Origin of the sequence: Taylorella asinigenitalis MCE3, assembly GCF_000226625.1 — a bacterium.
GTDB classification, from domain to species: domain Bacteria; phylum Pseudomonadota; class Gammaproteobacteria; order Burkholderiales; family Burkholderiaceae_B; genus Taylorella; species Taylorella asinigenitalis.
Genome location: NC_016043.1, coordinates 711,833 through 734,093 on the forward strand (window position 1 = coordinate 711,833; position 22,261 = coordinate 734,093).

The 22,261-nt window shown below is 37.5% G+C and carries 14 protein-coding genes; 9 read left to right on the plus strand and 5 right to left on the minus strand.

What is annotated here, in order from left to right; genetic code table 11:
- The first annotated feature begins 9 nt into the window (after positions 1-9).
- On the plus strand, positions 10-999 hold the full coding sequence (gene cysK / locus TASI_RS03480; RefSeq protein WP_014111378.1) for a cysteine synthase A: 990 nt from the start codon (positions 10-12) through the stop codon (positions 997-999).
- Positions 1,000-1,061: 62 nt separating this feature from the next.
- Here cysK and TASI_RS03485 read toward each other — a convergent pair whose 3' ends face one another.
- Complete coding sequence (locus TASI_RS03485; protein ID WP_014111379.1) at positions 1,062-1,403, minus strand: hypothetical protein; 342 nt, start codon at positions 1,401-1,403, stop codon at positions 1,062-1,064.
- 110 nt (positions 1,404-1,513) lie between these two features.
- On the opposite strand from TASI_RS03485, the gene TASI_RS03490 reads away from it, so the two are divergent.
- Positions 1,514-3,361, plus strand: coding sequence for a UvrD-helicase domain-containing protein (locus TASI_RS03490; protein WP_014111380.1), 1,848 nt, complete (start codon positions 1,514-1,516; stop codon positions 3,359-3,361).
- A gap of 100 nt (positions 3,362-3,461) precedes the next feature.
- Here the strand turns inward: TASI_RS03490 and TASI_RS03495 are convergent, their stop codons facing one another.
- On the minus strand, positions 3,462-3,920 hold the full coding sequence (locus TASI_RS03495) for a GatB/YqeY domain-containing protein (RefSeq protein ID WP_028883838.1): 459 nt from the start codon (positions 3,918-3,920) through the stop codon (positions 3,462-3,464).
- 54 nt (positions 3,921-3,974) lie between these two features.
- Between TASI_RS03495 and TASI_RS03500 the strand changes: the two genes are divergently transcribed.
- Entirely contained in the window at positions 3,975-4,598 is a 624-nt protein-coding gene (locus TASI_RS03500) for an alpha/beta hydrolase family protein (protein WP_014111383.1), read from the plus strand.
- Here TASI_RS03500 and TASI_RS03505 read toward each other — a convergent pair whose 3' ends face one another.
- A complete protein-coding gene (locus TASI_RS03505; protein ID WP_044978022.1) occupies positions 4,599-5,738 on the minus strand; it encodes a serine hydrolase in 1,140 nt (379 codons plus the stop codon). It abuts the gene before it with no gap.
- 181 nt (positions 5,739-5,919) lie between these two features.
- On the opposite strand from TASI_RS03505, the gene purL reads away from it, so the two are divergent.
- Together purL and guaB are read left to right on the plus strand one after the other, a co-directional pair.
- Complete coding sequence (purL, locus tag TASI_RS03510) at positions 5,920-9,921, plus strand: phosphoribosylformylglycinamidine synthase (RefSeq protein ID WP_014111385.1); 4,002 nt, start codon at positions 5,920-5,922, stop codon at positions 9,919-9,921.
- Positions 9,922-9,956: 35 nt separating this feature from the next.
- Positions 9,957-11,417 (plus strand): IMP dehydrogenase, encoded by a 1,461-nt coding sequence (guaB, locus tag TASI_RS03515; RefSeq protein WP_014111386.1) that lies wholly within the window; start codon positions 9,957-9,959, stop codon positions 11,415-11,417.
- Between the two features lie 38 nt (positions 11,418-11,455).
- Here the strand turns inward: guaB and TASI_RS03520 are convergent, their stop codons facing one another.
- A complete protein-coding gene (locus TASI_RS03520; RefSeq protein WP_014111387.1) occupies positions 11,456-12,709 on the minus strand; it encodes an NnrS family protein in 1,254 nt (417 codons plus the stop codon).
- A gap of 184 nt (positions 12,710-12,893) precedes the next feature.
- On the opposite strand from TASI_RS03520, the gene guaA reads away from it, so the two are divergent.
- Positions 12,894-14,492, plus strand: coding sequence for a glutamine-hydrolyzing GMP synthase (guaA, locus tag TASI_RS03525; protein WP_014111388.1), 1,599 nt, complete (start codon positions 12,894-12,896; stop codon positions 14,490-14,492).
- Positions 14,493-14,837: 345 nt separating this feature from the next.
- Here the strand turns inward: guaA and TASI_RS03530 are convergent, their stop codons facing one another.
- Positions 14,838-16,496, minus strand: coding sequence for a Sau3AI family type II restriction endonuclease (locus TASI_RS03530; protein ID WP_014111389.1), 1,659 nt, complete (start codon positions 16,494-16,496; stop codon positions 14,838-14,840).
- 35 nt (positions 16,497-16,531) lie between these two features.
- Here TASI_RS03530 and dcm point away from each other — a divergent pair, with 35 nt between their 5' ends.
- The 3 genes from dcm to TASI_RS03545 all read left to right on the plus strand — a co-directional run bounded on the left by dcm (position 16,532) and on the right by TASI_RS03545 (position 22,223).
- Complete coding sequence (dcm, locus tag TASI_RS03535; RefSeq protein ID WP_014111390.1) at positions 16,532-17,818, plus strand: DNA (cytosine-5-)-methyltransferase; 1,287 nt, start codon at positions 16,532-16,534, stop codon at positions 17,816-17,818.
- A 98-nt stretch (positions 17,819-17,916) separates the two neighbouring features.
- Positions 17,917-19,149: an alanine racemase gene (gene alr, locus TASI_RS03540; protein WP_014111391.1), complete on the plus strand. Its 1,233-nt coding sequence runs from the start codon at positions 17,917-17,919 to the stop codon at positions 19,147-19,149.
- A gap of 110 nt (positions 19,150-19,259) precedes the next feature.
- The gene (locus tag TASI_RS03545) at positions 19,260-22,223 is read left to right on the plus strand and encodes a TonB-dependent receptor domain-containing protein (protein ID WP_014111392.1); all 2,964 of its coding nucleotides are present in this window, start codon (positions 19,260-19,262) and stop codon (positions 22,221-22,223) included.
- Positions 22,224-22,261: the final 38 nt, after the last annotated feature.

Sequence of the window (22,261 nt, forward strand, 5' to 3'; positions counted from 1 at the left end):
GAGAACTTAATGTCAAGATATTTCGAAGATAATTCCCTTTCTATCGGGAATACACCGCTTATTAAGCTAAATCGTATTCTTAATGGTGCTCAAGCTGAAGTTTTAGTTAAAGTTGAAGGTCGAAATCCAGGCTATTCTGTTAAAGACAGAATTGCTTATTCTATGGTGAATACAGCTATAAAAGATGGTTCATTAGGAAAAAAAGGGTTCTATAAGGAAATAGTTGAACCTACAAGCGGTAATACAGGTATTGGTTTAGCGTTTGTAGCTGCATCTAAGGGCATAAAACTCACACTTGTTATGCCTGACACTATGAGTATAGAGCGTAGAAAACTCTTGGTAGCATATGGTGCAAAACTTGTACTGACCGAAGGCTCTAAAGGTATGAGAGGGGCGATTGCTAAAGCTCAAGAAATAGTTGACTCTAATCCAGATCAATATATTATGCTTCAGCAATTTGAAAACCCAGCAAATCCTGCGATTCATGAGCAAACTACAGGTCCTGAAATTTGGGATGCATCAAATGGAGAGATTGATATTTTTGTGGCTGGCGTAGGTACTGGTGGAACTATTACAGGCGTTAGTCGGTTTATAAAGAAATCTAAAGGAAAAGCAATTCTATCTGTAGCAGTTGAGCCATCATCAAGTCCTGTTATTACTCAAACTCTGACTGGTGCAGAAATTCAAACAGCTCCTCACAAAATTCAAGGTATTGGTCCTGGCTTTATTCCTAAAAACTTAGACCTAAGCCTTATTGATAGTGTTGCTCAAGTTTCAAATGAAGAGGCTATAGAATATGCTAGAAAATTAGCTAAAGAGGAAGGTATTCTTACTGGTATATCAGGTGGTGCAGCTGCAGCCGCTGCAGTAGCTTTAGCTTTTGACCCTAACAATAAAGGCAAAACAATCGTGGCTATACTTCCTGATTCAGGCGAAAGATATTTAAGCACAGTTTTATTTGAGGGATTATTCGATGAACAAGGATTGGCTATAGAATAATAATTTTTATAGCAAAATTTCTATTAATGAGAAAGCCTATACACTTTGTATAGGCCTATTTGTTATTTAACTATAGTTGATGATGCTTCTGATATAGGTGCAGCTGACGAGGGTCTGTTAGTAGTAGGAATAGGGGTCAAATGAGAGTTTGCACAAGTAAATGTCATAAAGTAGCCATCATCGGCTGAGCCATTTCCTATAGGGTTAAGTTGCTTAACATTAATAACTTGAGCTGGAGCACATATACGTTTAGCACTAACCATACATCCCTCCCAGTTTGGAGTCGATTTTGGTCCAGCAGAACATTTCAAACCGTAGTTGTCTTTATTGGTTAAATCAATCCCAGTACCAGTCTGGCATGCAGACAATAAACCAACAAATCCTAATATCCAAAAAATTCTCATAAGAATCCCCATATTGAAAGCCCAGTTTTCCTATTATAAGAGACATATTTGTCCACCCCACTATAAAACCTTTCATTTTGTGTTCACAATTACCTTAAACGGAGTATTCGATGAACATAAAAGACCTTAAATCTAAACTTACAAAAAAACAGTATGAAGCGGCAAGTACTTCTTCGCAAAATATGCTTTTGTTAGCAGGTGCTGGCACTGGCAAAACAAGCACAATTATAGGTAGAGTTATATATTTATGCGAATATTTAAAAGTCCCAGCAAGTGAAATTTTAATGCTTGCATTCGGTAAAGATGCCGCTTTAGAAATGCAAGAACGCTTATCGCAAATCGAATCTTTGCAGGATATTGAAGTTCGTACATTTCATAGCCTAGGATTAAGCATAGTAAGTTCGGTTGAGGGTTCGATGCCTAAGTTGACATCCCTAAGTGAAGACAAAAATCTCGAGAACTTTATTTCAAATCAAGTATTTTGTGACAAAGATCGCCTTATCGAATATTTCAATTTTTATGAGAATGATTTCAGTGATTATGATTTTAAGAATGCAAAAAAAATTTGGCGTTCTTTAAATGATGACTTTTTCGATGACCCAGTTAGACTAATAGTCGCTAATATCCTTTATCTGAGGGGAATACGATATATATCCAATTGCTTGTTTGAAAAAGATATATATTTAAACAAAAAATACAATCCTTATGAAATTGCGTTTTTTCTTCCTGATTTCAATACATATTTGGGATATCAGGACAGTCCACAAGAAAAACAATTGCATATCAAATATGGTACTCATTACATAGATTTAGAATTTTGTGGCAATGCTTCCTCCCCTTATCATTTTGCCAATGAAATCAAAAATCTTTGCAAAAATAATGGTTGGGGAGAAGAAGAAAAATTTCGAATCAACAGTATTGGTCGAGTTAAAACTTTGTCCAAATTACTTATCGATGTATTTTTATTTGTTAAGTCTAATCCTAATGAGAGCTTTGAAAACTGGGGAGCTAAGAAAAAATTTCTTGGACTTTGGGCTAAAGAAATATACAAAAAATATCTATACCTACTTGAAAGTTCCAATGAAATTGACTTTGACAAGATGATTGTAAAATCAAGCGAGTATGTAAAGAGCAAAAAATATGTGCATAGTTGGAAGTACATTCTTGTCGATGAATTTCAAGATATATCAAAATCAAGATTTAATCTTTTAAAAGGCTTAATCGATCAAGATAAAGATATAAGTTTATTTTGCGTAGGTGATGATTGGCAAACTATATATCAGTTTGCTGGCAGTGAACTTAAATATATCCGAAATTTGGATCAATATTTGTCTAATTTAAATATTCTTGCCTTGGATAGAACTTTTCGTTTTCATACGGCATTAGCAAATTTAAGCTCTAAATTCGTTCAGCAAAATCCTAATCAATATAAAAAGAATATTGAGAGTCACAAATCATTTAACGGACATTGTGTAACTTTGTTGGAATATGACATAGACCTTTGGATTTTATTGAATCATATTAATAGGAATGCAACTAGTTCTAAAACATGCTTAATACTAAGTAGATTTAATTATCAGTTACCATTGCCACCTAAAATTGAGTGCTTAAATAATCAATTTGATAAGTTAATAATAAAGACGGCAACTATTCATAAATCGAAGGGAAGGGAAGCCGATTATGTGATTTTGCTTAATGTAGAAAGTGGAGAGATGGGTTTGCCATCGGAAAAAGAAAGTGAAATCGAATTATATTGCTCCGATGAGAAATACCCGCATGCTCAGGAGCGTAGAGTATTCTATGTTGCCATAACGAGGGCTAAAGAACATGTGTTTATCTATTACTCAAATGAAAAAAAATCTCCATTTATAGAGGAGATTTTAAAAGAGGAGCAGTATGTGAAGTTATGGAATAAAACAGAAACGTCACAAAATTTTATTGCATCTGTAAATGATTAGGTGGAGGAAGATCTTTTGGTACAGCAGGTCTTTCGTCTTTCATAGCACATGCCGCAATTCCTAGTATTAAAACTAATAGACTAATTTTTTTAAGCATAAATCACCCTTGATTTAACTTATCTTTAATAATGCCTGAAACTTTAGACATGTCTGCACGACCAGCTAATTTAGGTTTAATTAAACCCATAGCTTTACCCATAGCAGGGTTACCTGTTACACCTTCAGACTTTAATTGTTCTATAGCATCAGTAACTATTTGATTAATCTCTTCATCAGAAGCTTGCTCAGGCAAGAATTCCATCAGAACTTCAAGCTCAGCTTTTTCAGCAGCTGCCGAATCTGCACGCCCCGCCTGTTCAAAAGCAGCAATAGATTCTCGTCTTTGCTTAATTTGCTTCTCGATAATAGCGACAATTGCTTCATCTGAAAGCTCAACTCTCTCATCGACTTCTTTTTGTTTAATAGCAGCAGAAAGAAAGCGTAATGTAGATAGTCTTTCAGATTGTTTTGATAGCATAGCCTCCTTAATACTGCTGGAGATGCGTGATTTTAGGGACATGATTTTGACCTAATATGTGAGTAAAATAGTATTTTATCAAAAACAAAATTTCCGATGTTTCCTCACAAAAACCTCACTCAAAACCCGAATCAAGCATCTGACGCATCTCAATTATTTATTCTTTGTTTTCCAAGTCTAGATAATCTAAGAATGCTTGATGTAGTATCAAAAGCATATCAGGACATATTTCCAATGGCGAATGTCTATGGCATTGCCATAGAAAGTGAAGAGCAGATAGAGGAACCAAAAAAAATTGAGGAGTTTGTTGGAATAAATAAGATTAAGTTAATTGAAACGATTCGACATATCCAAAAGAATACATTCAGTAGTGCGGAATATACGGCTTTAGTAGGGAGTGGTCCGATTGGATCTGCGATACTTTCTCTCTTAGGTTTAAGTACGGCAATTGCAGGGCGTGTGATTACATTTAACTCATTTATACCGTCATTATCAATTGGAACGGAAGTAAGTTTAGATTACACTACGCACCTACTTTATACGCAAACAGAATGCGAGTTTGCTGATACTAGAATACGAGACGATTTTGAGGCGATAAAAACTATAGGTGCAGATATAACATTAGATATCTTGGGGGCACATCAAGACCCTATAGATGTCTCTATAAATCGTTTAAAAACGTGTATTCCACTAAAGATAATTAAACAAATTCAGCAGTAACTAAAAGATTGACGGGAAGTCATTCTGAACAATATGCTTAATTCTTATAGCGTCTGAAAACCTAGTTACACCGCCATTTGCGTTCATAAGAACAACAGCCATATCTTTTCCGTTCATCTTAGTAATCATTACTATGCAACGGCCAGCTTCTTTAATATAGCCAGTTTTGGATACATGAATATCCCATTTGTCATTACGAATTAGACGATTAGAGTTTTTATAATTTTGAATTTTTCCGCCATTGGTAGTGACAGTATATCCATCGCTTGTAGAAAATTGATGAATAAGCGGTTCTCTATATACGACAGCAAGAAGTTTAGCAAGGTCTTGAGCTGAAGCTACATTTTGAGGTGAAAGTCCCGTAGGCTCAACAAAACGAGTACGAGTCATTCCAATTTGACGTGCAGTTGCATTCATCTGTTTAACAAATGCTTCTAAACCACCAGGATAATGTCTTCCAAGAGCATTAGCCGCTCTATTTTCTGAGGACATTAATGCAAGAAGAAGAGCTTCACGTCTAGTTAGTTGAGTACCATATGTAAGTCTAGATCCTGTTCCTTTCAAACGGTCCATATCCTCTTCTGATATGGTAATTATTTCATCTAAAGATTGACCACCTTTAATAACTACATAAGCCGTCATAAGCTTAGTAATAGAGGCTATAGGCTGCACAGTATCGATATTTTTTTGATAATGAATCTGCCTGTCATCTAATGACATAACAAAAGCGATTTCAGAATTAATTACATCGCCGTTATCCGCAAAACCTACAATATTCACGTCAGTAAATGAGTTTTTAATATCTTCGCTATCATTCGCTAATCCAGCAGAGGAAGAGATTAAATTTGATTTTGTTTTTACAATCGATGATTTAGATTTAAGTTTACGTGCAGTTTTAGGTTTTACTTTTTTACTGGCAATGACTTTGCTATTTTTCTTATTTTTGGATGATTTTGCCTTGCTAGTAGTTTTTTTAGATTTAGATTTAGAGGAAATCTTAGTCTTAACCCTAGTCTTTGCTTTAGATGTAGTTTTAGAAGTTTTTTGTTTTGTAGCAGCATAAACCTCTTGATTAAAAGAGGTAGAGACAAAAAATATCAATGAAATACTAATTATTGCAGACTTTAATAATCTAAACACTATAACACCCGACTCGTTATTGTTTTAATAATTATACAAGAAAATTAATGAGTTACACGATTTTTGTATAAATAGCTTTAACTATTTCTTGAAGCATCTTTTAACATTACAAATTCTATAAATTATTTGAATTTAAAACTTGTAAAATATATGTTTTTAAGCCAAAACGTGGATTAAAGAAGTGTCAATTCATTACTACTTTCAAGGTGCATTAGCACTATCCCAGTTCCAATCAGAAAAAATTTTAGAAAAATTAAAAAAATTAAATGTACCAGTTTCTTCAGTTCAAGGACAGTATGAGCATTTTGTTTACTGTCATTCAGAATTAAATCCTGAGGAAATTTTTAAACTTAAGTCATTGCTAAGCTATGGAAAAGAGTTTCCCGAAAATATTGCTGATAGTGCGACTTTAATATTGCATGTTGTCCCTAGAATTGGGACTATTTCTCCGTGGGCTTCAAAGAGTACGGACATTGCCACTAATTGTGGTCTATCGAAGATTTTTAGGATAGAGAGGGGCATTAAGTATTATTTTGAGTCTGAACGTGGTTTGCTCGGATCAAAAAAATTAAATGAGCAGCAATTGGCCACCTTAGCTAGTGCTATTCATGATCGCATGACTGAAGAAGTTCTTCCTGATGAATTTGATCCTAAGCTCTTAATTAATGAATTAAGCACTAAAGATCTCACTTATATTGATGTGTTAGGTAAAGGCGAGATGGCTTTATATGAAGCGAATCAAAACTTGGGCCTTGCATTAAGTAGTGTTGAAATTGATTATTTACTTAATTCATATACAAAACTTGAGCGAAACCCCACTGATGTTGAGCTTATGATGTTCGCACAGGCTAATAGTGAACACTGCAGACATAAGATATTTAATGCTTCTTGGACTATTGACGGGGTACCACAAGAAAAATCCCTTTTTGGCATGATTAGGGACACATATAATGCTCATCCAGAAGGTTGCGTTGTTGCTTATTCGGATAATGCAGCTATTTTTTCAGGAAGGGAAATTTCTAGGTTTTATCCTTTGTCAGATTCTGAGTTTCAGTACAAATCAACTCAAAGGCTTACACATACATTAATAAAAGTTGAGACACATAATCATCCAACTGCGATTGCACCTTTTCAAGGGGCTTCCACTGGTGCAGGTGGAGAAATAAGAGATGAAGGGGCAACTGGTCGAGGAGGTAAGCCTAAGGCAGGTCTTGCGGGATTTACAGTTTCTAATCTACATTTACCTGAGTTAACCGAAAAATGGGAAGAAAATGACTCACATATAATGCCCGAGCGCATTGCCACTCCAAGAGAAATAATGACTCAAGGGCCTATTGGGGCTGCAAATTTTAATAACGAGTTTGGTCGTCCAAATCTATCGGGATACTTTAGAGTCTATGAACAAACTGTCGACGGTGTTAGATGGGGATATCACAAGCCAATTATGATTGCAGGTGGCTTGGGTTCAATTGACGATGCATTAACAAAGAAAAATGCCCTTAAGGATGGAACGCTTTTAATTCAACTTGGGGGGCCTGGTTTTAGAATCGGTATGGGCGGCGGAGCTGCTTCTAGTATGGGCGTGGGCTCTAATGCAGAAAGTCTTGATTTTGATTCTGTTCAACGAGGGAATCCAGAGATTCAAAGGCGTGCTCAAGAGGTTTTGGATACGTGCTGGAGAATGTTAGAGAAAAATCCAATTCTCTCTTTGCATGATGTAGGTGCAGGGGGACTATCGAACGCATTTCCAGAGATGGTGCATGATGCGGATATGGGGGCAGTGTTTGATTTAAATAAAGTTAATCTTGAAGAATCAGGTATGTCACCAGCTGAGATTTGGTGCAATGAATCTCAAGAGAGATATGTGCTTGCTATCGATCCCGAGAGTTTGCCTTTATTTGAGGAAATTTGTGCTCGAGAGAGATGTCCGTTTAGTGTCGTGGGCATAGCCAAAGAAGAGAAAATGCTGGTCGTTAAAAATGAGCCTAAAGAAGATGCAGTAAATCTGCCTATGGATGTGATTTTAGGATCATTGCCAAAGCTTAAAAAGGATATACAAACGCAAAATTTCTCTTCTGAGAAACTTGATTTTGTCGAAGCGGATTTAAGCGATATTGCTTTAAAAGTTATTCGTCATCCTACTGTTGCGAGCAAGTCTTTCCTAGTGACTATTGGTGATCGCAGTGTTGGGGCATTGACATCGCGTGATCAAATGGTAGGTCCATGGCAAGTGCCAGTTGCTGATTGTGCTGTTACGCTTGATGATTATGAGGGGTTCACTGGTCAAGCCATGTCTATGGGCGAGCGTTCTCCTATTGCTATCGCAAATCCAGCTGCTGCTTCGAGAATGGCTATTGCAGAGGCTATAACTAATATTGCCAGTGCAGATATTGCGAGCATAAGCGATCTAAAATTATCGGCAAATTGGATGGCTTCTTCTGGCTCTGAGGGTCAAGACGGTGCACTATATGAGGCGGTTAAATCATGTAGTGAATTTTGTATAGACCTTGGTATCTCTATTCCTGTAGGTAAAGATTCTCTTTCAATGAAAACAAAAGCTCAGGAAGAAGATGAGGAGCAGACTATTATTTCACCTGTTTCCTTGATTGTAAGTGCATTTTCAAATGTTAGGGATATAAGAAAATCATTGACCCCGCAGCTTATGCACGATACGGATGAGTCATCAGTTCTTATTTTGATTGACTTAGGTGAAGGCAAGCAAAGGCTTGCAGGCTCTGTGCTATCACATGTTTTAAATCAGTATGGCAGTGAAACTCCTGATATGGAGAATGCAGATCTTCTTAAATCCTTTTTTGGTGCGATTCGTTCTCTTTCAGATAAGGGCCAAATCCTTAGCTATCACGATAGATCGGACGGTGGATTATTTGCTACTGTTGCAGAAATGGCTTTTGCTGGGCATATCGGTGTTTCCATTAATGTTGATATGCTTGTTTTTGATGAACAAAATAGTGATTTTGGTGATTTCAAAATTAAGCCAGAGCAGGTTGAAAACCTTAGAAATGAAAGCACTATCAGAGCTTTATTTAATGAGGAAGCTGGTGCGGTGATTCAGGTTCGTAGATCTGATAGAGATGCTGTACTGCACACTCTAAGTGAAGTAGGTTTGTCTAAAGTCTCTCATGTTATTGGGTCATTAAATAAAACAGACTCTATCGATATATTGCGAGACGCAAAAGTTGTAGCTTCATTTTCACGCTCCGAACTTGGAAAAGAGTGGACAAAGGTTAGCTATAACATTTCTAAAAACAGAGATAATCCAAAAACATCTCTCGCAGAATTTAAACGTTGGGACGATATTTCTGACCCTGGCATGCAAGCAAAAGTTCATTTCAATCCACAAGAAAATTTAATTGCTACATTTATTGGAAAAGGCTCCAAACCAAGCATAGCAATTTTGCGTGAGCAAGGATGCAATAGTCAATTAGAGATGGCTTGGGCTTTTGATAAAGCGGGTTTCCAAGCTTACGATGTGCATATGACAGATTTGCTTTCTGGTCGTAAGAAATTAGCGGACTTTCAAGCCCTTGTAGCAGTTGGCGGCTTTAGTTATGGTGACGTTTTAGGTGCAGGACAGGGATGGGCTAAGACCATTTTGTTTAATGAAATTTTAAGCACGCAATTTACGGAATTCTTTGATCGAGAAGATACTCTCGCACTAGGTGTATGTAATGGGTGTCAAATGATGGCTCATTTGGCTGGATCAGGAATGATTAAAGGGGCACAGGATTGGCCCGCATTTACATCAAACGTTTCTTCAAAATATGAAGCTCGATTATGCATGGTAGAAATTATGGATTCACCTTCTATTTTCTTCATAGGCATGCAGGGGATGCAAGCACCAATAGTCGTGTCACATGGTGAAGGGTACGCAAACTTTAGTGTTCAGGGCAACAAAGGCCAAGTACACAGGGCTTTACGTTATGTAAATAATGTTGGTCAGCCTACTGAATCCTATCCATTTAATCCGAATGGTAGCTTAGATGGTATTACGGGAGTAACAAGTACTGATGGGAGGTATATGATTATGATGCCGCATCCAGAACGTGTTACTAGAAATGCCATGCTCTCATGGTCTCCTAAACTTTGGGGGCAGAATGATAGTGGGGGAGACTTTTCACCTTGGATGCGTATGTTTATGAACGCACGTGTATTTTTTAATTAAAAATTTTATAATCTATCTTTGTGTAGGAGTAATTCATGCGATTAACCAAAAAAGCACTCACTTTTGATGATGTACTATTGGTGCCTGCTTATTCAAATATCCTTCCCAAGGATACTAGTCTTAAAACCAAATTAACTCGTAATATAAATCTAAATATTCCAATTGTCTCTGCGGCTATGGATACCGTAACAGAATCAAGCCTAGCCATTGCTATGGCTCAAGAGGGCGGTATCGGTATTATTCATAAAAATATGTCCGCAGATAAACAAGCTCAGGAAGTCTCACGCGTTAAACGTCACGAATTCGGTATTGTTATTGATCCTGTTACGGTATCACCGAAAACTACTGTTCGTGAAGCAATTGAACTTCAGAAGTCCCATGGGTTTTCAGGATTGCCAGTAGTTGAAAATGGAAAACTAGTCGGCATTGTAACGAACCGCGATTTGCGTTTTGAAGAAAGATATTCAGAACTAATTGCAAATGTAATGACTCCAAAAGAGCGTCTAGTCACTATGAAGGAGACGCAAACTTTGGACGATGCACAAGCATTGATGCATAAACATAGATTGGAACGCGTCCTTATCGTTAACGATAATTTTGAGTTACGTGGGCTAGCTACAGTTAAAGATATTCTTAAAAATCATGAACATCCAGTCGCAAATAAAGACTCTAAAGGACAGTTACGCGTAGGCGCGGCTGTTGGTGTAGGTGAAGGTACAGAAAACCGTATCGAGAAATTAGTAGCCGCTGGAGTGGATGTTGTAGTAGTAGATACGGCTCACGGGCATTCTCAAGGGGTGATTAACCGTGTGAAATGGGTTAAGCAGAATTTTCCGCAAGTGGATGTAATAGGCGGGAACATTGCCACCGCAGCAGCAGCTTTAGCTTTAGTTGAAGCGGGTGCAGATGGTGTGAAAGTAGGGATTGGACCAGGGTCTATTTGTACCACTCGCATTGTGGCAGGCGTTGGTGTTCCACAAATCACAGCAATCCACGATGTCTCAACAGCACTTGAGGGCACGGGTGTGCCTATGATCGCAGACGGCGGGATTCGTTATTCGGGAGATGTTTCGAAAGCGTTGGCAGCTGGGGCTCATTCATGCATGATGGGTAGTATGTTTGCGGGAACTGAGGAAGCTCCAGGTGAGGTGATTTTATTTCAAGGGCGCTCATATAAGTCATATCGCGGCATGGGTTCGCTTGGTGCTATGGAGAAAGGCTCCGCGGATAGGTACTTCCAAGAAACTGGTTCTGCTACAGATAAACTGGTGCCTGAAGGTATAGAGGGGCGCGTACCTTATAAAGGCAGTGTGCTTGCGATTATCTACCAACTTATTGGAGGCGTACGTGCATCTATGGGATACTGCGGTTGCCCGACGATTGAGGATATGCGTACTAAGGCTGAGTTCGTAGAGATTACATCAGCAGGTATGCGTGAGTCTCATGTACATGATGTACAAATTACGAAGGAATCTCCTAATTATCGTCAGGGATAAATAAGAAAGAGGGGTGGAGTGCGGGGGCATTGCCACCCTTAATTTTTGGAGCGAAATCTATCGGCACGCGGCTTAATTAAAAGAGGCGTGAAGCGATATAAAAAGAGACCAAAAGCAATAATCCAAAACAGAGCGGCCGCATGCCAAAAGGCCAAGATAATATTGCTCGGATATAGGCCAGCCATGCGGATTACAAAAGCTATAAGCACGCAAATATACATCCACACCATCCATCTATCGGCTTTAAGTGGCTGCCCAGTATGTCCAAGCGAAGTGCGAGTGAGCATCCCAATAATCATGACCGCAAAACCGCCCATCCCGATAATATGAAGATGGAATGCGGGTCTTGATAGCATAAACGCCAGATTGTTTTGCGTACCCCAAGCTTCTACAAGAGCCGCATATGAAGGCGAGAGCAGAAAATATATGCCCGAAAAAATAAGCCCGATACCTAAGAAAAAATACGAAATATAAAGCACCCAAAGCAGAGGTATGCGTACGACTTTGTGAGGTTTCCATTGTGATAGCTGAAAAATAGAAATAAGCCCTGTGGCAATAACCCCGCCTGCAGCCACTACATGTAATCCCAACACTGATGCTGCGAATGTAGCGACCATAAGCGATAACTGTAGGGAGCCTGATTTTTGATGATTTGGGATTTCGATATTAGCTCCACGCGATGCAAAAAATGGCAATACTCTTCTAGCGATCAGCAATGCGATATAGGCCATGCCGATAAAACCAAAGTCTAGATAACGCGAAACGCCAATATAATCTCCATTTAGAACGGAGTACAGATAGCCAAGATCAAGAAAAGCGAGCACTAGAAGGACAAAGGGCAGAATATAATTGCGTTTATTTTTTGTACTCCAGACAACCGACCAAAGTCTATAAGCTGACAAAGCAAAGAATGAGAATTCAGTGACCATTCCGATTTTAAAGGCAATGTCATTTGGAATTAGCAGCAGAAATCGAGAAACCCACCATAGCAAAACAATGACCATCAATGTGCGGCCCTGAGCAGGATTGCGACCTGTCCATGTGGCACTAGCAGTCAGAAGAAAGGCCACGGCAATAGTAATTACAAACCCCCACAACATCTCATGAGCGTGCCAATAGCTAGCTGTAATCGGCCCTTTAAGTGAAGCAGGAACATAAATCCAAAGAATGATGGAGATAATAGACCATAACGCAGCCGATAGATAAAGCGGACGAAAGCCTAAAGAGAAAAGGGCTTTTAAGCTAGGCTTATTCGATTGAGTGTCATTGGAGTTTTGAATATTTACTAACATATGCTGTAAGGTAACGTAAAGCAAGGCTATACGGTGGCAATAATAATTATTCTCAATAATATCAAAGCACAATTTGAATCCAAGCAAAAACACTAAATTTTGAGAGGTTAAATCTGCATGCTTACCGCATGCTTACTCAGTAATCTTTTATAATTTTGAAATATTTAATACTTAGGTTTTTTAAATGCATCAGAAAATACTTATTCTTGATTTTGGCTCTCAAGTAACGCAATTAATTGCAAGACGAGTTCGTGAGACTGGCGTATATTGTGAAATTCACGCAGGTGATGTGAGTGAGGAATTTCTACGCGAAGAGCAAGCAAAGGGTTTGAAAGGCGTTATTCTGTCGGGCAGCCACTCATCTGTATATGGTGAGGAATCGGATAAAGTTAGCAATGCCGTATTCAATTTAGGAGTTCCAGTTTTAGGTATTTGCTATGGCATGCAGCTTATGGCAATACAACTGGGTGGTCGCGTTTCATGGGCTAATCATCGTGAGTTTGGACATGCTGAAATTGAATTGCATGGTGACTCGAAATGGTTCAATGGCTTAAAAGATGGTGTTGTTGCAGGAGATGAATCTCGTCCTAACTTGCATGTCTGGATGAGTCATGGAGATCAAGTAGAAATCATGCCGGATGGATTCGTGTGCATTGCCTCCACAGGAAGTTGTCCAATAGCTGCTATGGCTGACGAGGGACGTGGATTTTATGCAGTGCAATTTCATCCAGAAGTAACTCACACAAAGCAAGGGGCTGAGCTTTTGCGTCGCTTTGTTCGCGATATTTGCGGATGTGAAGGTGACTGGAATATGCCCGATTATATCGATGAAGCTGTGGTATATATTAAAGATACTGTCGGCGAAGATGAAGTGCTTTTAGGCCTCTCAGGCGGGGTGGATTCTTCTGTTGCGGCAGCTTTAATTCATCGCGCAATAGGCGATAAGTTGACATGTGTGTTTGTGGATCATGGATTGCTTCGAGAAAATGAAGGCGATCAAGTTATGCAAGCTTTAAGCACAAATTTAGGCGTAAAAATTATCCGTGTAAATGCAGCTGATCAATTTTTAGGAAAGCTTGCAGGTGTGTCCGACCCAGAGCAAAAACGCAAAATCATAGGACGCGAATTTGTCGAAGTTTTCCAAGAGGAAGCCGCCAAGCTCCCTAATGCGAAATGGCTTGCTCAAGGAACAATTTATCCTGATGTGATTGAATCTGCGGGATCAAAAACTGGTAAGGCGGTAACCATTAAATCGCATCATAATGTGGGCGGATTGCCAGAAACACTGAATTTAAAATTGCTTGAGCCATTGCGAGAGTTGTTTAAGGATGAGGTGCGTAAACTCGGATTGGCCCTAGGTATTCCGCAATCATTGATTTTTAGACATCCGTTCCCTGGACCAGGGCTTGGAGTGCGGATATTGGGCGAAATTAAACCTGAATATGTTGGCTTGCTCCAAAAAGCCGATACTATTTTTATAGAAGAGCTTCATAATTTTATTGATGAAGAGACGGGCAAATCTTGGTATGACGTTACATCGCAGGCTTTTACTGTGTTTTTGCCAGTTAAAAGCGTTGGAGTGATGGGCGATGGCCGCACATATGACTACGTAGTTGCATTGCGTGCCGTGCAGACTTCAGACTTTATGACGGCGGATTGGGCACCATTGCCATATTCTTTGTTGGCAAGGGTTTCGTCGCGCATCATAAATGAAGTTCGTGGCATCAATCGTGTGACCTATGACATTAGCTCTAAACCCCCTGCTACGATAGAGTGGGAGTAGGTGGGCTACGTTCGTCTTCGGGACTGAAAATGTCCCTTCGCCTCACTCCGCTTGAGTACCAAGTGGTTACGATGATGGTGAGTAAACAGGAGGGGTTCTTAGTTCATCTGGTGGGATCTCGGTGTGGGTGGTTCTCCAGATTTTGTATAGTTTGGCACGGGTGCGGTGTGAGTTTTGCACCATTGGGGATGATGTAGGTGCTTAGTTAAACGCTCGGATATTCATAATTAAGTTTACTTAATGCTACAAAAGGGGCAAGTAATATTATCCACATCATAAGATACTAAGAAATAAAAATACTGCAAACTACACAAAAAGAATTAAATTTTCACCTAATTACATAGGTTAATTTTTATAATCATTTAATTTATCAGTGTATTCTTTGAATATTTTTTGAAGAAAATATTTTGAAAGCCAGAATGAGTGGTTAGAAACTCTACAACCATTAGGAAGTGCATTGGTAACACTTTTATTATTTATATATTTTCCCTTTCCATAAATGGATTTATTAGGAAACTCATAAACTGATTGGCTTGAATGAATTTTATAGAAAATGACATTACATTCTTTAGCCTTGGGAAATTTATGTTTAATTCTATAACCGTTTTCCCTTTTTACGACACTAAAGTTATTTTTTTGACCTAATATGGTTTTAACACTTTCCCAATCTCTTTTAAGTCCATCCTCTAAATTTTCAGGGAACCCCCAGAAAAATACATGCTTCAATAAATATTTATCTTGTTGACTATCATCCTCCACAAATAAAACGAACATTATTCGTTTTTGATATATTTCTGTATAAACCTGTGATTGCTTCCATTTCATTTCATTATGCAAAGTTTTAAAACGAAAAACTTTAAATGGTGAATCTTCTTTGGGCAATAAATTAGGTTTTACTCTAATAACTCTAAGTAACATATTGGATTTTTGGAACTCTTCTGAAAGTTCGATATTTTCATTAAGATTCAGAATTTTTCTAATTAAAAGATTAGCCTTATTTTTGGATTCTTTTTTTATATCAAATTTTTCAAGTAAGTATTCTAAACTTTTTCCAAAGTGAGGTTTAAATTTCTCTATTATTAAATCTTCAAAAGGCTTCGTTTTTTCTATATCATTTTTGGCTATAGATTCAAATTTTGGCGTAATTTTGGGAATTTTTGGTGTGTAACCATATAGCTTTTCTTCGTGCTGAAGGTTTTTAAACTTATTATTTAGTAAATAATTCAAGTATTTTGGTTTTAGTGACCAACATCTTGGCTTAGCTGGTATAACACCGAATCTTTGGTTTCTTAAATCTTTACCTTTTTTACCTTTTACTGAAGCTGCAAGATAGGCAGTGTCGCTTTCAGATATCGTATGAGCCTTACCCTCTAATATTTTATTAGAAATTGTTTCGTAATCCTTTTTGATTTGAGGCAAATCTTCATTAAGCCAATCATAAAAGCCTATGTACTTAATAGTGCTTTTCAGTATGTTTTCCTTTGAGACATGTTCATAAAATAGGATTATTATGTTTTTACATTTTTCATACAAAGGGGACTCTTCAAATTTTACTTTTTTATAGTTTTTATAATTAATCATACATAACGAGAGTCTCTCTTTAGCTTTTAAAGTTATTTCAGGGGTATTATTAGAACAACTTTTTTCTATTTTTGATTTTTTTTTAGTTGAAACGTAGGGGGTAACTTTAATCTCAAGAGGTATGTTCGTAAAATCAGCAGTTTTTTTATTGTTGAGATTATATCCATAAAAACATTTTTCTATTATTTGTCCAACTTTACCTTTGTTCTTCTCATCGAACTTTTGTTTAACCTCAGAAGAATTATTAACAATTTTTTTGTTTAGGTAATCGTCCCTGGATTTGTAGCAATTTTTGTCGTATTCAGATATTATTTGATCTAAACTTTTATTTAATATTCCTTTTGAATATTCGTACATGCTTTTTAAATCGCTATCATCGTAACTAAAAAGTTCTTGGGATTCTTTGGGTTGGGTGCTAGACATAACTAATCCGTATTTATACTTACTACAAACATTTTATGAAAAAAAATAAGTCGATGCTCAAAATATTGGAACTATTTGCTGGAGTAGGTGGTTTTAGAGTAGGACTTGAAAATTCTGATTCGTCATTTTTCCAAACTCATTGGTCAAATCAATTTGAACCCTTAAGAGTCTCACAAGATGCTTTTGAGGTTTATAACTATCATTTTCCAGATTCTGAGAATATAAATATTGATATTGCAAAAATTCCTGATAGTAAGTTCTTATCAATGGATGTTGACCTGATTGTGGGTGGTTTTCCATGCCAAGATTATTCAGTTGCAAGGAGCAAAAAAAATGAGTTAGGTATTGAGGGTAAGAAGGGGGTGTTATTTTGGCAAATTATTCGAGCAACCAAATTAACTAATCCTCAATATTTGATATTGGAGAACGTTGATAGACTTTTGAAAGCACCCTCAAAACAACGAGGAAGAGACTTTGCTATTATGATGTCAGCCTTTAATTCTCTTGGATATTCATTAGAATGGAGGGTTATAAACGCAGCCGATTATGGTAGAAGTCAAAAGAGAAGTAGAGTTTATATTTTTGTGTTTAGAAACGATTCTAAATATTTTAAAAAATTTACATTATTTAAAAATCTTAATCTTGAAGAGTCAAATCTAATTAAATTAGCAAAAATACACCTAAAGAAATTTGGACTATTTGCAAGACAGTTCCCAGTTAAAAATGAGTTGAATAAAAATAGAATATCGTACGGTAAGCTTTCCGACGATATATTAGATGTTTCCAATAATTTTGTAGGTAATTTCTGGAATTCAGGAATTATGACTCAGGGTAACTTTGTGTCTGTAGATTTAAATTCTAACTATGAAGGTAAACGTTTAACACTTAGAGACATAATTCAAAAAAATTGTGAAATACCAAAAAGGTTTTTCATAACAGATGATTTCACGATTCAAAAATTTAAATACCTTAGAGGGCCAAAGAAAATTGAAAGAACCTCTTCAGACGGCTTTAAATATATGTTTGCTGAGGGTGGAATGTCTGAAGTCGATGACCTTGATTCACCAGGAAGAACAATGTTAACTTCAGAAGGTTCAATAAACAGATCAACACATTTTCTTCAAGTAGATAACAAATATAGACTATTGACACCCATTGAAGCTGAGAGACTACAAGATTTCCCTGACGATTGGACTAAGTATAAAAAAACCTCTACTGGAGAGGTAGTTGAAGTTTCAGACAGAATGCGCATGTTTTTTATGGGTAATGCTCTAGTCACAGATATTGTCAAACTAATTGGTGATTATTTAAAGAAAATTTAATACCTTAAATTTGTATAGACATTAGGATTTTCCCTCTGATTTATCTTGTATTTCTTAACTTATGATGAAAGTTCCAACACTTTTTGAGGTTAAGAAATATGAAGTTCCCACTTAAATCATTAACAATTATTATTGCTTCACTTTTTGCTGCTCAAAGTAACTCTGCTCCTGTACTAAGTACGGATGATGTGAAGGTTAGTCAATTGTCAGAGTTCTCTGCTAATGCGTGGATAGAGGTTGATGTTCATGCCTTCGAAAACAATATTGCTGAACTCCAAAGATTACTAAATGGTAAATCTAAAGTTTGTGCAATTCTAAAAGCTGATGCATACGGACATGGTATTAATCTTATAATGCCGAGTATCATAAAAATGAATGTACCATGCATAGGCATTGCCAGCAATGAGGAAGCCAGAATTGCAAGAGCCCATAAATATGAAGGTACCATTATGCGTGTGAGGGCGGCTTCTATTAATGAAATCAAAGATGGTCTTAAATATGATATGGAAGAGCTTGTAGGTGATGTGACGCAGGCTCAGACCATTAATGATTTGGCTAAGGAAGCAGGTAAAGATGTGCGAATTCATATATCTTTAAATTCTGCTGGTATGGATAGAAACGGTATTGACATGACTACTGAAAAGGGCAGGTCAGAGGCACTGGAACTTACAAAGTTCTCTAATTTAAAGGTAGTTGGAATTATGACCCATTATCCAGAAGAGGATGAAGAAGTAATTCGTAAAGATTTGGCTCGATTTAATGAAGACACTAAATGGCTTATTGAAAATGCTGGTTTAAAACGTGACCAAATTGTCTTACACACCGCAAATTCTTATACTACTTTAACTGTACCTGAAGCTCATTTTGATATGGTGAGGCCTGGTGGCTTACTATATGGTGATTCTATACCTACGAGAACTGAATATAAACGCATTTTCTCGTTTAAATCGAGGGTCGCTAATATCAATCATTATCCAAAAGGCTCTACCGTTGGGTATGACAGAACATTCACTTTAGAAAGAGATTCTATGTTAGCAAATCTGCCGTTTGGGTATTCGGATGGTTATAGAAGGGTGTTTTCAAATAAGGGTTATGTATTAATTAATGGTCATAAGGTTCCAGTTGTGGGCAGAGTTTCTATGAATACAACTATGGTGGATGTCACAGATTTCCCTGATATTTTAGAGGGTGATGAGGTAGTGATATTTGGAACTCAAGGTGATGCGAAAGTTGAGCAATCCGATATAGAAGAGATGAATGGTGCTTTATTGGCAGACCTTTACACTGTGTGGGGGAATTCAAATCCAAGGATAGTGAAACCAACCAACTAAACCGCCCTCCTAACTATTTTACAAATGCTAATGATAATTATTATCATTAGCATTCAATTTATGATATCCTTGCATTCTGTTACTAATTTGAAACAAATTATGGGGATAGGATGCAAAAAGTTTTCACATATACTGCGGTAATGTTGCTTTGCGTGCAGGGTGCGGTTGCATTGCCACAAACAAATTCCACTGAAATCGAGGCTATTGATGTAATCTCTGATGCTCAAGAGTCGACTTCAAAGCAAAGTGTGTATATTGCTCCTAAGGCGGCGTCGGTGCGTGTGATAGAAAAAAATAACACTAAGTCTGTGGATGATATTATGCGGTCGGTGCCTGGGGCTTTTACGAATATCGATAAAACTTCAGGGGCCGTGAATGTAAATATTAGGGGTATGAGTGGCTTCGGTCGTGTCAATACGATGATAGACGGTGTGTCTCAGACGTTTTACGCTGCATCGTCAGACAATGGCTCTAAGGCAGGCGGTACGTCGACTTATGGCAGTCTTGTTGATCCGAATTTTATTCGAAGAATTGATATTGAGAGGGGCGGCTTCTCGGGGCGTGGTGGTGTTAATGCTCTTATGGGTTCTTCGAATTTTCGCACTGTGTCTGCAGATGACATTGTGCAAAATGGTCGCAATTTTGGTATTCAGTTAAGCGGTGCGAAAGGGAATAACGGTATCGGTCCTAATTTTGCGGCTATTGGGGCGTATAGGCGTAATGTTGGGGAGAGTGGATCGCTTTCGTTCTTGTATGGTGTTTCGCTTAGAAATACTTCTGAAGATTTTAAGGTAGGTGGAAATGTTCAGCCACGCGTCTACCAGAAGACGACTCGCAAAGGCTACAACACGGTTCTCCGAGTAATTGAAGTCGAAAATGAAAAGGGTCACTTAGAAAAGAAAACTGTTCAAGTAACTGTTCCATATGATGTATATGAAGATCAATATGGAAATTCTTACGATCATGACCCAAGTGCTTTGGATAAATCATTAAAGCAGACGCCACTCAGTCACATTGCCAAAATTCAATATAAAAATGATATGTTAAGCACAGCTTTGCAGTATCGAGATTACAAGACGGAACTCTCAGGCCGTGTCATAAGGCAAAACACATATCAATTCGATGCGAATATTCATCCAGAAGATAACAATTTAATTGATTTCAATATCTTGGCTGCACGCACTATAGGCAAACAGCACTTTGATAAGGCTGCAAGATTCCAGAGCTTTAAGTTATTTAAGGATTTGGATTTAAAAAATACTGCGGATACGATTGATTTAAACAACACGTTTAGAATGAAACTAGCTGACAATGCGAATCTACGCACAACAGTAGGTTTTAACATGCTTAAAAATAAGTATGAGAGAAATCGAAATCCGTATGAGATCAACTACATATCCAACTCAAATAATCTCCTATATGACACTGCTTTATTTGATGGTAACTATATGGTAGGCGGTCGTCTATCTAATACGGTTCAGCCTGAGGGTTCTCAAGAATTTCAATCTGTATATCTTGATAATACTCTAAACTGGGGTATCTTCAGTCTTGATGTAAATCTTAACTACACGAAAGCTGATCATAAGGGTAAGGTGTATATGTACAAGGGCTTGAATGGGCCTTCTCGACGTGCATGGCTTAAAGAGAAATATTCAAAAGATATATTTGCCGTAGGGGCAAATCCAAGCTTTACAAAAGACTCATATGCGGGTTCATTTGCAAATCCAGAATATGAAAAAATTATTTCGAATAACCTAATCTATGAATTCGATGAAACCTTGGACATTGCTGGAGGTACGGAAGAAAATGAAGATGGTGTTATGCCTGATGGGGTTATCGACAGAAAAGATTTCGATGCTCTTAAACAAAGAAATATGTATCCATTTGCTGAATTAGGAAAACTTAAAAAACGTCTAAAACGTGAGGGTTTATCGAACGAGGAAATTAATCAACGCATAGATCAAAGATGGAATGAAATGGTTCAAGATATGACGGAGGATCTTTTTAATACAGTATCCTCTGATCCAAAGGATTGGAACTATGAAGAGATTCAAAATGGTTGGAATCGATATCTAAACTACCACATAGGCTTGTCAGCAAATATAAGTGATTGGTTTACTCCTTTTGTCAATATTTCCAGAACGCATAGAGCTCCAAATGTGACGGAAATGTATTTCTCCGAATTGGCTGACTCAGGTGTGGATTCAAACATGAAACCAGAGATCGCAAAAACTACCCAAGTAGGGTTTAATACGTTTAAGGAGAATATTTTAAAAGAAGGTGATTTTCTAGGTCTTAAAGTCCTTGCTTATAGAACTGAAATCGAAAATTATATCTATAACATAAAAGGTAATAGACATATAGGAGAGGATGCTTACAACAAATATGGCTTTAACTGGTATATCTATCATAAAAATAGCCAAGTGCCTGTAAAAATTAGAGGTTTTGAGATTGAACTGAATTACGATTCGGGTAATTTCTTTGCAAATCTATCTTATGCGCGTCAAAAAACGAATCAGCCATTAAACTTTACGGATGCGAGTCCAGATATTGATTCTAAAGATGGGCGTGAGCGTTATTTTCAAGGTTATGGCCTTACAAAACTGACTATGCTTCCTCGTGATTACGCATCTATAGAGTTGGGAGGGAGATTCTTTAATAAGAAATTGGTACTCGGGGGCATTGCCAAATACTATGGGCCAAGCAAAATAAGCAAAGCGTATGATGCGATTCCGATGGATTGTAGCGGAGAGCCAGCTGTTCATGTGGTCTTGCCAGATGGAAGCTCATATTGGAAGACGAACCATCTCTGCGGTTTTACAAAAAGAGAGGGCACGCTTAAAAAACAACCTTGGATTTTTGATATATATGCTACTTATCAGCCAAACGATAATTTAAGTGTTAAGCTTGAAGTGCAAAACGTGTTTAATAAAGGATATATAAACCCTCTTGACGCTGGCAATGATTCTGCAAATCAATTTTTATTTCAATCTGGTGCAGGGGATTATGCACATATAGGCGATAATTATGCAAGAGGTCGTACGGCGATTTTAAGTATTGATTATAGATACTAGAACATTGCCATCTAGAGTATATAATCATATTGATTTTA